The organism is Bradyrhizobium sp. DN3, from assembly GCF_041357655.1.
GTDB lineage: Bacteria > Pseudomonadota > Alphaproteobacteria > Rhizobiales > Xanthobacteraceae > Bradyrhizobium.
Genome location: NZ_JAULLN010000004.1, coordinates 47,191 through 60,396 on the forward strand (window position 1 = coordinate 47,191; position 13,206 = coordinate 60,396).

At 64.2% G+C, this 13,206-nt stretch carries 14 protein-coding genes; 2 read left to right on the top strand and 12 right to left on the bottom strand.

Features of this window, described 5'->3' with window-relative positions:
• Nucleotides 1-192 precede the first annotated feature (192 nt).
• The 8 genes from AAE027_RS07485 to AAE027_RS07520 all read right to left on the bottom strand — a co-directional run bounded on the left by AAE027_RS07485 (nucleotide 193) and on the right by AAE027_RS07520 (nucleotide 8,086).
• Nucleotides 193-1,314: an NAD(P)/FAD-dependent oxidoreductase gene (locus AAE027_RS07485; protein ID WP_370990481.1), complete on the bottom strand. Its 1,122-nt coding sequence runs from the start codon at nucleotides 1,312-1,314 to the stop codon at nucleotides 193-195.
• Complete coding sequence (locus AAE027_RS07490) at nucleotides 1,311-2,729, bottom strand: FAD/NAD(P)-dependent oxidoreductase (protein ID WP_370990482.1); 1,419 nt, start codon at nucleotides 2,727-2,729, stop codon at nucleotides 1,311-1,313. The genes AAE027_RS07485 and AAE027_RS07490 overlap by 4 nt, the downstream gene beginning before the upstream one ends.
• On the bottom strand, nucleotides 2,726-3,022 hold the full coding sequence (locus tag AAE027_RS07495; RefSeq protein ID WP_370990483.1) for a (2Fe-2S)-binding protein: 297 nt from the start codon (nucleotides 3,020-3,022) through the stop codon (nucleotides 2,726-2,728). Before AAE027_RS07495 ends, AAE027_RS07490 begins: the two co-directional genes overlap by 4 nt.
• Nucleotides 3,023-3,160: 138 nt before the next feature.
• Nucleotides 3,161-4,297, bottom strand: coding sequence for an NAD(P)/FAD-dependent oxidoreductase (locus AAE027_RS07500; RefSeq protein ID WP_370990484.1), 1,137 nt, complete (start codon nucleotides 4,295-4,297; stop codon nucleotides 3,161-3,163).
• 12 nt (nucleotides 4,298-4,309) lie between these two features.
• A complete protein-coding gene (locus AAE027_RS07505; protein WP_370990485.1) occupies nucleotides 4,310-5,116 on the bottom strand; it encodes an ABC transporter permease in 807 nt (268 codons plus the stop codon).
• The gene (locus AAE027_RS07510; RefSeq protein WP_370990486.1) at nucleotides 5,113-5,988 is read right to left on the bottom strand and encodes an ABC transporter permease; all 876 of its coding nucleotides are present in this window, start codon (nucleotides 5,986-5,988) and stop codon (nucleotides 5,113-5,115) included. Before AAE027_RS07510 ends, AAE027_RS07505 begins: the two co-directional genes overlap by 4 nt.
• Nucleotides 5,985-7,025, bottom strand: coding sequence for an ABC transporter ATP-binding protein (locus AAE027_RS07515; RefSeq protein ID WP_370990487.1), 1,041 nt, complete (start codon nucleotides 7,023-7,025; stop codon nucleotides 5,985-5,987). Before AAE027_RS07515 ends, AAE027_RS07510 begins: the two co-directional genes overlap by 4 nt.
• A 26-nt stretch (nucleotides 7,026-7,051) precedes the next feature.
• Entirely contained in the window at nucleotides 7,052-8,086 is a 1,035-nt protein-coding gene (locus tag AAE027_RS07520; RefSeq protein WP_370990488.1) for an ABC transporter substrate-binding protein, read from the bottom strand.
• 273 nt (nucleotides 8,087-8,359) lie between these two features.
• Between AAE027_RS07520 and AAE027_RS07525 the strand changes: the two genes are divergently transcribed.
• Nucleotides 8,360-9,286 carry a LysR substrate-binding domain-containing protein gene (locus AAE027_RS07525; RefSeq protein WP_370990489.1) on the top strand — a complete coding sequence of 309 codons (927 nt, stop codon included), beginning with the start codon at nucleotides 8,360-8,362 and terminating at the stop codon, nucleotides 9,284-9,286.
• Nucleotides 9,287-9,339: 53 nt separating this feature from the next.
• The gene (locus AAE027_RS07530) at nucleotides 9,340-10,044 is read left to right on the top strand and encodes a type 1 glutamine amidotransferase (protein ID WP_370990490.1); all 705 of its coding nucleotides are present in this window, start codon (nucleotides 9,340-9,342) and stop codon (nucleotides 10,042-10,044) included.
• Nucleotides 10,045-10,217: 173 nt separating this feature from the next.
• Here AAE027_RS07530 and AAE027_RS07535 read toward each other — a convergent pair whose 3' ends face one another.
• From AAE027_RS07535 to AAE027_RS07550, 4 genes are all read right to left on the bottom strand, one after another.
• Entirely contained in the window at nucleotides 10,218-10,685 is a 468-nt protein-coding gene (locus tag AAE027_RS07535; RefSeq protein ID WP_370986063.1) for a nuclear transport factor 2 family protein, read from the bottom strand.
• A 78-nt stretch (nucleotides 10,686-10,763) separates the two neighbouring features.
• Nucleotides 10,764-11,138 carry a YbgC/FadM family acyl-CoA thioesterase gene (locus AAE027_RS07540; RefSeq protein WP_370986064.1) on the bottom strand — a complete coding sequence of 125 codons (375 nt, stop codon included), beginning with the start codon at nucleotides 11,136-11,138 and terminating at the stop codon, nucleotides 10,764-10,766.
• Nucleotides 11,139-11,225: 87 nt separating this feature from the next.
• A complete protein-coding gene (gene ybgC, locus AAE027_RS07545; RefSeq protein ID WP_091880561.1) occupies nucleotides 11,226-11,666 on the bottom strand; it encodes a tol-pal system-associated acyl-CoA thioesterase in 441 nt (146 codons plus the stop codon).
• A gap of 413 nt (nucleotides 11,667-12,079) precedes the next feature.
• Complete coding sequence (locus tag AAE027_RS07550) at nucleotides 12,080-12,265, bottom strand: hypothetical protein (protein WP_370986065.1); 186 nt, start codon at nucleotides 12,263-12,265, stop codon at nucleotides 12,080-12,082.
• Nucleotides 12,266-13,206: the final 941 nt, after the last annotated feature.

Here is a 13,206-nt window from a genome sequence, read left to right on the forward strand (position 1 = left end):
CGGCTGAGGGCCACGAAGGAGGTGCGCCCCCTCTCCCGCTTGCGGGGGAGGGCCGGGGTGGGGGTGTCTCCGCATTGGGACTTTCCCCGTGTGGAGAGAGCCCTCACCCGGCGCTTCGCGCCGACCTCTCCCGCAAGCGGGAGAGATTGAGCGAGCTCGGGGCAATCGATCGGATACGACAACTTCTTGTTCCTAGAGCGTGGACGGATGAAAGCGGTCGATGCCGAGATCACTGACGCGGGTCTGGGTGCCGCCGTTGACGATCAGCTCCGCCATCACGGCGCCGGCGCCAGGACCAAGCTGGAAGCCGTGCAGCGAGAAGCCGAACTGGTGATAGAGACCCTGGTGACGCGAACTCGGGCCGAACACGGGAATGTCGTCCTTCATCCTGGCCTCGATGCCGGCCCAGGCCCGCACGATCGTGGCGCTGCGCATCACCGGAAACAGCTCGAACACGGTGCGCGCGCTGATGGCCAGGCTCTTCCAGTCGAGCACCGTCTCGTTGCGGTCCTGATAGGGCGTTGCCAGATGGCCGCCGCCGATCAGCACGGTACCGTTGGAGAATTGCTTGAAGGACAATTTGCGGCCGCGCAGGATCACGACGGGATCGATGAAGTGCGGCACGCGCGAGGTAATCATCAGCATCGGCGCGACGGTTTCGACCGGCACGGGCTCGCCGAGCGCAGCGGCGATCTTGCCGGCCCAGGCGCCGGCGGCGTTGACGAGCACCGGTGCGGCATAGGTGTCCGAGCCGACGTCGACATGCCAGAGACCATCACTCCGCCGGATGTTGCCGGCGGCCTCGCCTTCGCGCACGGTCGCGCCAAGCTGCTCGGCCTTGCGGCGGAACGCCGTCGTCGTCTGCGCCGGATTGGCCGCTCCATCGCGACGCGAGACCACGCCACCCGGACAAGTCTCGGCCACCGCGGGTACGAGCCGCCGCAGCTCGGCCGCATCGATCAGCTCTTCATGGGTGAAGCCGAGCGCGTTGAGCTCGGCCACCCGCGCGCGGCAGACCGCGAGCTCCTCCTCGTTCTCCGCAACCAGCACCTGGCCATGGCTCTCAAAGCTGCAATCGTCGTCGACGAGCTCGGTGATCTTCTCCCAAATCCCCATCGAGCGGATCGAGAGCGGAATCTCGGGGATGTGTCGGGCGAGTTGGCGCACGCCGCCGGCGTTGACGCCGGACGCGTGCCGGCCGGCATAGTCCTTTTCGATCAGCACCGGCTTCATGCCGGCAAGGCACAGATGCAGCGCGGTCGAGCATCCGTGGATGCCGCCGCCGACGACGATCGCATCCACGTTTTTGGTCATCCGCGCACCACCGCCTTGACGTCGGCCTCGCTCTTCGGGACGGCGGCGAGCTCGGCGAGCGTGATCGGCTTCACCGGCGCGCGCAGCCGGTAATAGCCGATCTCCTGGGGCGTCTTCCCGCGCGCCTGCGCCATCAGCTCGGTGACGGTGAGACCGCAGAGCCGGCCCTGGCACGGACCCATGCCGGTGCGGCGATAGGCCTTGAGCTGGTTCGGCCCCGTCGCACCGATCGCGACGGAGTCGAGAACGTCCTTTGCGGTGACTTCCTCGCAGCGGCAGACGATGGTGTCGCCTGCGGGAATGCGGAACTGTTGCGCGGGGCGGAACAGCGTATCGAGGAAGACGCGGCCACGCTCGGCCTTGGCAAGATCGGCACGAAGCGCCGCCATCGATGTGAGCTTCGCGGCAGCCGCAGGCGCCAGTGCTTCGACCGCCGCGCGCGCCGCGATGCGACCGCGCACCACGGCCGCGTTCGCGCCGCCGATGCCGGCACCGTCGCCGGCGATCGCGATGCCGGCGACCGACGAAGCCCCGCTCGCATCGAGCACCGGCGACCAGCACAATTGCAGATCATCCCAGCGATGCTCGACGCCAGCCGACATCGCCAGATTGACGTTGGGCACGACACCCTGATGCAGCAGCAACAGATCGGCAGGAATGGTCTCGCGCTTGCCGCCGGCGACATAGCTCACGCTCGCGAGCTGACCGTCGCCGGACGCAGCAAGCTCGGTGACACCGGAGACGACCTGCACCTTCGCTTTCACCTCACGCATCATCGACAGGCCTTTGGTGAAATAGGGCGAGGTCAGGAAGGCGAAGGCGTGCGGCAGCGCGGCGAAATAATTGCCGCGCTCGGTGGTGTCGAGGATGCGGTCGATGCGGCCGCCGAGGCGCAGGATCTGCGCGGCGAGCAACCAGAGCAGCGGCCCCTGCCCTGCGATCACGGCGCGGCCATCAGGCACCAGCGCCGACGATTTCAGCATCGTCTGCGCCGCGCCCGCCGTCATCACACCCGGCAGCGTCCAGCCTGAAATCGGGAACGGCCGCTCCAGCGCGCCGGTCGCGAGGATCACACGCTGCGCCTTGACGAAGGCAGAGGCGCCGCCGATCGAAACCGCGATCTCGAGATTGCGGTCGAGGCTCCAGACCGTCGCACGATGGATGACCTCGGCGCTGCTGGCGCGCAGCGCCTGCACGAGATCGGCACCGACCCAATAATCGGCCCCGAGCTGATTGCGCTCTGTCACGGGCGTCGAGGCGATGGCGCGGAACACCTGACCGCCCGGACCGATGTTCTCGTCGAGCAGCAGCGTCGACAGGCCCGCTTCGGCAGATGTCGCAGCCGCGGCGAGGCCGGCGGGACCGGCGCCGATCACCACGACGTCGTAGGCTTCGCGCTTGGGAGCCACAGTCATTTTCCGATCTCCCGCTTGCCCTTCTGGATCTCGACCTGCATGCCGTCGGCGACCGGCACGAGACAGCCCTGCCGATTGCCGACGCCGTCGATGGTGACGAGGCAATCGAAGCACACCCCCATCATGCAATAGGGCAGACGGGGCGCGCCGCTCACTGCGGTCGACCTGCGCACGTCGCAGCCGGAGGCCAACAGCGCCGCGGAGACGGTGTCGCCCTGACGTGCCGCGACGGCAACGCCGTCGACGAAGATCTGCACCGATGGACGCTTGTCCTGTTCGGATCGCTTAAACATGGATGCCTCTTGGCTCCTTAAGAACTTCTAGAGGGTGATGGAATCTGGTTCGGCTGCGCGAGGGTTCACCTCTCCCCAACGGGGAGAGGTGATTTGAGTTCTGGGCCAGCATCGATTCAAATCGAGCCTCCTAATTTTCTAATAGCCGCTGTTATTCGCGGCGCCGGCGCCGCCAAAACGGTTGGCCGAGAACGCGCCGACCAGCTCGGGCTCGAGCGCGCCTTGCGCCACCATGCGCGCGATCTCGAAGGCGTGGTTGGAGGCGAGCGTCACACCGGAATGACAGCAGGCGACGAAGGCGCCGGGATGCGTCTCCGACTGGTCGTAGATCGGAAAGCCGTCCTGCGGCATGACGCGGATGCCGGCCCAGCTTCTGACGACATTGAGTCGCGACAGATGCGGGAACATGCGCTGGGCGCGATCGGTCATCACGGCGCTGATGGAATGTTTCAGCGTGCGGTCGTCGAGCTCGTCCTCCTTGCTGTCGCCGATCATCACCGTGCCTTCGTCGGTCTGGCGGATCGTGGTCAGCGGATGCGGCAGGAACGGCATGGTGCGCTCGGTCACCACGATCTGGCCGCGGGTCGGACCCATCGGTGCGTAGAGCCCGACCATCGGCGCCAGCGTCTGGTTGGCATTGCCGGCGGCGAGCACGATTTTGGCGGCGCGCAGCTCGCCTTTCGGCGTGGTCAGGCGGAATTCGCCGCCGCTCTTGCTGATCGCCGAGACCGGCCGTTCCGGAAAATAGTCGATGCCGAACGCAATGAAGCCGGTGTGAAAGGCGCGGAACGTGCGCAGCGAATTGACGTGGCCGTCCAGCGGGCAATAGCTGCCGCCTGAGACTTCCGGGCCGATCAGCGGCAGCGACTTCTTCACGTCGGATGCGGAGAGCATCTCCATCTTGTAGTCGGCCGCACCGACCTGGTTGTGCATGCGCTTGACCAGTTCCGTGCGCTGGCCGAATTCGTCCTCGCCGAGCGTGAGGTGGAAGCCGCCATTTTGCTGAAGAGAGACGTCGAGCCCGGTCTGCTGCTTCAGCTCCGACGCCAGTCGGCCCCACGCCTGCGACGCCTGCACGGTCCAGCCCGTATAGGCGGGCATGCCGAGTCCCTTGCTCTGCACCCAGACCAGCGCAAAATTCGCGCGCGAAGCGCGCTTGGTGATGTCGCCTTCGTCGAGCACGGCCACGCGCTTGCCGAGCCGGCCGAGGCCCCAGGCAATGGCGGAGCCGAGCAAGCCACCGCCGACCACGGCGACGTCGTAATCTCCTGACATAGGGTTCTTCTCCTATCGTCCCGTATCGCCCTTGCCAGCGAGCACACGGTCGAGCCCGTAGAAGCGGTCGAGCAGAATGAGGGCGGTCATGGTGATCGCGATCACGCAGGCCGAGACCGACGTCACCAGCGGATCGATGTTGTCCTGGATGTAAAGGAACATGCGCACCGGCAACGTCTCGGTACCGGGCGCCGCGAGGAAGACGGTCATGGTGAGATCGTCGAAGGACTGGATGAAGGCGAGTGCCCAGCCGCTGATGACGCCGGGCAGGATCAGCGGCAACGTCACACGGCCGAACAGCGTCCAGCCGCCCGCGCCGAGCGAGACCGCCGCCATCTCGACCGAGAGATCCATCCCTGTCGCCGCCGCCAGCGTTAGCCGCAGCGCGAACGGAAACACGATGATGACATGCGCGATGATCAGCGCCGCAAAGCTGCCGCCCAGACCGGCGGAGGTGAAGAAGCGCAGGAAGGCGATGCCGAGCACGACATGCGGAATCATCAGCGGCGACAGGAACAGCGCCGCCAGCGCATCGCGGCCGCGGAAGCGGTAGCGCGCAATCGCCAGCGCCGCAGGCACCGCGAACAGCAGCGCCACCAAGGACGACAGCGCCCCCAGGCCGAGGCTGACCCAGAAGGCGTGGATGAATTCGGGGTAGTTCGCGATCGTCCTGAACCAGCGCAGCGAAAAACCGTTGGTCGGCAGCGACAGGAAGCCCTCGGGTGTGAACGCGACGAGGCAGACCACGAGGATCGGCGCCACCATGACGATGACGAAGAGGGCGTGGAAGATCAGCGCGAGCGGGCCGTTCCGTCTCATCGGAACACCTCCGCGTAACGGCGTTCGATCAGCGCGTTGCTGCCGACGACGATCAGCACCAGTGCGACCAGCAGCAGCGTCGCGACCGCAGCCCCCAGCGGCCAGTTCAGCGTGTTGAGGAATTCGTCATAGGCGAGCGTCGCGGCGACCTTGAGCCGACGGCCGCCGATGATCGCAGGCGTCGCGAAGGCGCTGGCCGAGAGCGAGAACACGATGATCGCGCCCGAGAGCACGCCCGGCATGATCTGGGGCATGATGATGCGGCGGATGATGGTCGCAGGGCTCGCGCCGAGCGACATCGCGGCATTCTCGATCTGCGGATCGAGCCGCTGGAGTGCGGCCCATACCGACAGTACCATGAACGGCATCATCACATGCGCGAGCGCAACCACCATTCCTGTTTCGGTGAACATGAAGGGAATGGGGGAGCGGATCACCCCGAGCGACATCAAGAGCTTGTTGACGAGTCCGTTATTGCCACCGAACAGCAGCGCCCAGCCGAGCGTGCGCGCCACCACTGAGATCAGCAGCGGCCCGAGGATGACCAGCAGGAAGAAGCTCTTCCATCGGCCGCTCATGCGGTTGAGGATGTAGGCTTCGGGCGCACCGAGCGCGGCAGTGAGGAATGTCGTCAGGATCGCGATGCGAAACGTCCGCCAGAACATTTCTGCGTAATAGGGATCGGTCGCGATCTCGTGCCAGTTCTTGAGGATGAAGACCGGCTCGATGCCCTTGTACTGGCCCCAATCGTGGAACGACAGCATCACGGTCATCGCCAGCGGGATCAGCAGCACGCCGACGAACAGCGTCAGGGCGGGCGCCGTCAGTGCCCATGGCGCACGCGCGCGGCGTTCCTCGGCAGCCGCGCTCATGCGACGCCCCTCGCGCGCACGCTCATATCCTCCGGCCGCCAAGCGAGATGAACGGCCTCGCCTTCGGTTGGCTGGACCTTGCCATCATTCTGGCGGATCACGATCGCAGGACCGCATTCGCTGTCGCACTGGAACAGCCAGTGGTTGCCCTGGAAGATGCGGGTGATGATTTTTGCGCTGAGGCCGGCAGCGCCAAAACCGATGCGCTCGGGGCGGATGCTGATGGTCACCGGGCCATTGAGGCCGGCCGGTGCCGGCGCACTCCAGGAGCCCGCAGTCAGCCGCGCCGGCATCACGGTTCGATCGATCGTCGCCGCAAAGTCGTTGGTCTTGCCGAGGAACTGCGAGACGAAGGCCGAGGCCGGCTTCTCATAGGTCTCCTGCGGCGTGCCGATCTGCTCGATGCGGCCCTGGCTCATCACCACGATGCGGTCGGACAATGACATCGCCTCGTTCTGGTCGTGGGTGACCAGGATCGTGGTGGTGCCGATGGTGCGCTGAATCTGGCGCAGCTCGATCTGCATCTCGTCGCGCAGTTTTGCGTCGAGATTGGACAGCGGCTCATCGAGCAGGAGCACGCTCGGCTTGATCACCAGCGCACGGGCCAACGCTACGCGCTGCTGCTGGCCGCCGGACATCCGGCGCGGGTGACGGTCCTCGTAACCGGCAAGGCCGACCATCGCGAGCGCGGCACGGACGCGCTCGGCTCGCTCTGCGCGCGGCACGTTGCGCATCTCGAGGCCGAACGCGACGTTCTCCGCCGCCGTCATGTGCGGAAACAGCGCGTAGCTCTGGAACACGATGCCGAGCCCGCGCTTGGCCGGATGGATCGCGGTCAAATCCTTGTCCTCCAGGCGGATCGCGCCGCGCGTGGGATCAAGGAAGCCTGCGATCATCTGGAGGGTCGTGGTCTTGCCGCAGCCGGACGGGCCAAGGAAGGAGATGAACTCCCCCTTCCCCACCGACAGACTGAAGTCGTCGACCACAGTCTGCGCGCCGAACTGTTTTGCGACCCGATCGAGCTCGAGATAGGCCATGCGCTGTCTCCGCTGTGACGATCAGATCAGCGCTCGACCTCGCGGTTCCAGCGCTTGGTCCACTCCTCGCGCTTCTCGTTGATGACGGTCCAGTCCGGATTGTAGAGCTTGGCCGCGCGCTCGCCGATCGGCGCCATCTTGCCGAGCTCGGGCGGGATCACCAGCGATTTCAGCACCGGGCCGTAGCCATAGTCCTTCAGCATCACGAGCTGGATCTTGGGATCGAGCAGCATCTTGACGAAGCTCGCGGCCAGCGGCGAAGCGTTGGGCTTGTTGATCGGACAGGCCGTCGTCAGCAGCGTCGCGGCACCTTCCTTCGGATAGACGAAGTCGACGGGGAAGCCGGTGTTGGCAAAGCTCTGCACCCGGCCGGTGCCCCACACCGCGATCACGGCCTGGCCGGACTGGAACAGCTCGGTCATCTTGCCGGGCGACGGCTCGTAGGCGAGCACGTTCGGATTGATCTGCTCCTTGAAGATCTTGAAGCCGGAATCGACGTTGGTCTCACCACCGCCATTCATCTTCGACAGCATCACCAGCGCTTCGAGGCCGTAGGTGTTGTTGATCGGCGGGATCACGAGCTGCTTGGCGTATTTCGTGTCCTTCAGGTCGTTCCAGGAGGTCGGCGGCGCCCAGCCTTTCTCCTTGAACACTTTGGTGTTGTACATCAGGCCCGTCGCGACGATGCCGATCGCGACCGCACGATCGTCCTTGAAGCGCGCGGTGTCATAGAGATCAGACGGCAATCCGTCGAGCTTGCCGCAGAAGCCGAGCTGGATCGCCTGGTACATCGGACCGTCGTCGACGATGGCGACGTCGATCTGTTGGTTGCCCTTCTGCGCCTGGAGCTTGGCCAGCGTGTCGGTGGAGTTACCGGCGACGTATTCGACCTTGACGCCGTTTTCCTTTTCGAAGGTCGGGATCACCTCGTCGCGGATCGTCTTCTCGAACGAGCCGCCGTAGCCGGCGACGTAAAGCGTCTTTTGCTGGGCCGAGGCGGCCGACGAGGCGGCCATGAGCGCCGCGATGCTAAGCGCAGTCAGAAGGCGAGAAGTCTTCATGTGGACCGATCTCCATACCGGAATGAGGTGACGTGCCGACAAGTCTCCGGCCGAAGCGCCTTCCGCATTTCCTTCCGCGCAAATTCCTCTCCGATCAGGGCTCCGGCCCCTGCTCGGCGGGTTTTGGCGCGATCTGAAGGGTGGAATCCCTCCAATCTGCCGAAAAAGCGGGCTGGCTCCAGCTCTGATGAAAAAGATCGCAGACGTATACTTCCATCGTCCAATGAATAATGGCACCCTCTGCATGCCGAGATGTTATGAATGGAATTCGGGATGGTGCGGATCAATTCGCGGCAGGTGGAGGCTTTCCGGGCGACGATGCTGACCGGGAGCGTCACCGAGGCAGCGAAGCTGATGGTGGTGACGCAGCCCGCCGTCAGCCGCTTGCTGCGCGACTTCCAGGCGCTGTTGAAGATGGAGCTGTTCGAACGACGGGGCGCCGGCCTCGTGCCGACCGCGGCGGCGATGGCGCTTTACACGGAAGTCGAGCGCTCGTTCGTCGGTCTCGAACGCATCACCGCGGCCGCCGAAGAAATCCGCGGCCGCCGCACCGGCTCGCTGCGCATTGCCGCGCTGCCGGCATTGGCAAACGGCTATTTGCCGCGGCTCGCCGGACACTTTTTGAAGGAGCGGCCCAACCTCAACCTCGCTTTCTTCGGCGTGATCTCGCCGATCGTGGTCGACTGGGTGCTGAACAACCAGTGCGACATCGGCTTTGCCGAGGTGCCGATCGCCCATTCCGGCCTGCCAAGCTTGCGGCTGCCGGCGCTGGCGCGTGTCGCGGTACTGCCGACCGGGCATCATCTGGCGGAGAAAGAGGTGCTGCAGCCACGTGATTTCGAGGGCGAGACCTTCATCTCGCTCTCGGCGGGATCGTCGAGCCGGCACCTCGTCGACCAGGCCTTCCACCGCAGCGATGTCCGCCGCGTGCTCAGGGTCGAGACCACGCTGTCGGAGATCATGTGCGGCATGGTGTCATCGGGACTTGGGGTATCGATCTGCGATCCCTTCACCGCGCAGGAATTTGCCACGCGCGGCGTCGTCGTGCGCCGCTTCCTGCCGCGCATCGACTTCGAGTTCTCGGCCGTCTTCCCCGCGCAGCGCAGCCCCTCGCCGGTGGCGCTGGATCTGGTCGAGACCATGCGCAAGGCGCTCACTGAGCTCGAGGACCAGTCCGCACACGGTTTTGCGCCCGGCTGACTTGGACGTCGTGCAGGTCCTGCTGTATCTTCCCTGTCTCCGCAGGGCAGCACATGGCACGCATCACCATCATCGAGACCGGGCTCGTTCCTCAAAAGCATCGCGAGCGCCACGGCTCGTTTCCGGACATGTTCGAGCGCATGATCCGCGCCGAGGACCCGACGGCTACAGTCGACATCGTCAGCATTCCGAATGGTGATGCGCTGCCCGATCCGCGCGGCTTGGAGGCCGTGCTGATCACCGGCGCCGCGGCCGGGGTCTATGACGGGCTCGACTGGATCGCACCGCTGGAAGATTTCGTGCGCACGGCTTACGCCAACAAGACGCCGATGGTCGGCGTCTGCTTCGGCCATCAGCTGATCGCGCAGGCGCTCGGCGGCATCGTGCGCAAGTCGGAGAAGGGCTGGGGCATCGGCCGTCACGTCTATCAGGTGCTGCCGGAGAACGGCGTGGTCGACGGCGAAGCGGTCGCGATCGCCGCCTCGCACCAGGACCAGGTGATCGAGCCGCCGAACGATGCGCTGACGATCCTCTCGTCGGAATTCACCCCGCATGCCGGCCTGCTCTACGCCAACGGCACCACGCTGACCGTGCAGCCGCATCCGGAATTCGACGTGGAATTCGCGCAGGTCTGCTGCGATCTACGCGACGGCAAGGCACCGGATGATGTCGTCGCCACGGCGCGGGAGTCGCTGGCGCAGCCGATGGACAATGCGAAGCTCGGCGGGGCGATTACGAGGTTCTTGGCGCGGCGGTGATTCACCTCGCCCCGCTTGCGGGGAGAGGTCGGATTGCTTTGGCGCGCAATTGCGCGCCTGAGCAATCCGGGTGAGGGGGACTCCCCGCGAGTCCGTCTGCCATCGAATTTGCTGAAGCAGCCCCTCCCCCCAACCCTCTCCCCGTAAGAACGGGGAGAGGGAGAGAAAGCACCTCAGAACGGATCGCTTCCAAGCCCCGCCACATCCGCCGGCCTCGGCCCCGGCGCGGGCCAGTGAAACCGGCGGTCCTTCTCGGCGATCGCAATATCGTTAATCGAGGCCTCTCGCCGCTTCATCAGGCCGTGCTCGTCGAACTCCCACTGCTCGTTGCCGTAGGAGCGATACCACTGGCCGCCGGCATCGTGCCATTCGTACTGGAAGCGCACCGCGATGCGGTTGCCGTCGAAGGCCCAGAGGTCTTTGATCAGGCGATAGTCCTGCTCCTTCTCCCATTTGCGGGTGAGGAAGGCGACGATGGCCTCGCGACCCTGAAATACCTCCGAGCGATTGCGCCAGCGGCTGTCCTCGGTATAGGCGAGCGCGACGCGCGCCGGATCGCGCGAATTCCAGGCGTCCTCGGCCATGCGCGCTTTTTGCGCAGCGGTCTCTCGGGTGAAAGGCGGAAGCGGCGGGCGCGACATGATGGCCTCATCGGTTGGTTGGGGCCGCAATCTATCGCTGCAATTGGCGGAGTCGATAGGCCATTACAAATCAGGCGATCACGAAATCAGATCGGCCTTCATCAAGGTCCGGATCGATTTCGGAATCGGCTGCGCGCGGCCGCCGCTGATGAAGGCGACGCGCACCTCCGCTTTCACCAGCACGTCCTCACCACGCCTCACCTCCTGCCCCAGCATGATGGAGGCGCCCTTCACCGCGATCGGCCAGGTCACGACGTCGAGCACGTCGTCCATCCGCGCGGGCTTGAGGAAGTCCAGATGCATCGAGCGCACCACGAAGGCGAAGCCGGCGCCTTCCGTCTCCACCTGCTCGAACAGCGCCTGCTGCTCGGCGCCCATCAGCCGCAGGTGATTGGTCCGCCCGCGCTCCATGTAGCGCAGATAGTTGGCGTGATAAACGATGCCCGAAAACACTGACTTGTCGATATCGCAACAGAAGCCTAACTATTTGATTTCATTGGGGCGCTGCAAGGCCATAAAGTGAACAAGGGGCAGCTCAATCTATGCCCTTTCCATGGAAAGGCGGAGCGACTTTGGGATTCGCTGAGCCTTTCCGCCGGAGATAAACGCCACGCGGACCCGTGCCGTGACGAGGAGATCGTCCCCTCGCCTGCATTCCTGCAGCAAGACGATCGACGCCCCCCTCACCTCTTGCGGGACCGTGATGATGTCAAGCACGTCATCCAACGACGCCGGTTTTAGGAAATCGATTGTCATCGAACGAACAACGAATGCAAAGCCGGGCGCATCATCGTTCGCTTCTTGGAGCAGCGCTTGCTGATTGGTTCCGAGCAAACGCAAGTAATTCGTTCTGCCACGTTCCATGAAGCGCAGAAAATTCGCGTGATAAACAATCTGACCGGCATCGGTATCTTCAAAATAGACGCGGACTCGCATGTGGTGGCGTCCGTCGCAAATTTCGCCGTCAAGAGAGGCTGTCACGGTGCGGTTTCCCTTAAAGATTCCGGGAGCCGATTGTTTTGCACACACGTGCTTTTCTGAGCAAGCGCCAAGGATCTTGGGCTTGGCGCCTGCAGCCGGCAGCTCGGCACTGCGCCGGCATCAATACGTCGCCGAGTGCGGCTCTCGCGCAGATCTCATCCGAACTCGACGCAAGGCGATTTGACCCGCAAGGACAAGCAAAAGACGTGTAGGGAAAGTTGTTAGCGGGGGTCCGTTTTGATAGCCCCCCGGAAAAGGCGGTACGGTTCGAGATCATCAGGGTAGCCGCCTGAGCCCACGCGAGCGTCGTAGCGCGTCTCTTGAGCGATCCGCCGCCGTGCCGGCGGCGGCTCCGCCGGCCTCCCGCGGCTAGTCCGTTCGGCGTGACGCAACCATCCCCAGCATTTACCCCGTCAAACTACGCGGTCCAAACCGAGTTTGGCGTTTCGCGCATAGGAGAAACCAAAGGCGATATTCGCCATGAATGCGGCAGAGAAGATACCGGCTCCCTGACCGACGTTAGTTCTTGCCGCAATGACCTCCTGTCCCAAGCTGTTGTATTCGGCCAAGAGGACGGTGATCTTGTCTTTTTCCTCCATTGATATCTCCTGCTAATTGCGATGCTTACTGCCAAGCAATCTCGAAAGTTCTAACACCACGCGCCTAGGTCCCCAAAGACAAAAGGCGCACGCTGCACGTGATCTGCGCGGCACGTCGCATTCGATACGATCGGCACCAGCGAGACCGATACGACGAAGCACAGCAGGAACGACGCCGTCATGGCTACTAGCGCATAGACGAGGGCGAGCAGGCTGAGGGCTGTTAGCTACTGGGAAAGCCATCGCGCCGGTGCTCGAACACCGCGGCTTCCCAAAAATCGACGACTTGATGGGTGAGCAATATACCCCAGCTGTCCGAGCTTTATTCCAGGGTCCACGGCGAAGAACAGGTTTCCAAGGCGCATTCCCGGCTGAGTAGGGGGCAGCGCATGGAGCGCGAAACGATTATCTCAATCGTTGAGAACCTAGACAGCGCGCGACGTTGAGCGCCGGGATGAGAACCTTGTGCTGCATGCGGGCCGGCCTAGCGCGGTCCGAACTCGATGAGGATCGGCCCTGGATTGCGCCCGCTGCCGGAGATGGTTATTCGCGGATATGGCCTTTCAGGCTCGGTCAAAATGACGACGGCCGTAATCGCAGCTCCGATTAGTGTGAATATGCCGCAGGTCGCGCCGAAGGCCATAAAATATCTGATGGCCTGCTCTGTTCTCGCGTCCCAGTCCACTCTCCTAGCAGCCCTCAGCCCGCGCTTGGCCGGTCGCGCCACTAGGTCAATGCTGAAGGCAGCAAGGAGCACCGACGCTCGTATCAGCCACCAACTCAAAACGCCAGCGATGGTCAGCGCCTGTACGGCCGCTTGTGCCCCGCGATGAGACTCCACATCATCCCCCAAGTATCGCGGGAGTTCCTCAATCCCCGGCAACTCCTAACATTTCAGCCATGACTGACGGCATCGTCGAGCGGGCATCCTGCGCGGTTTT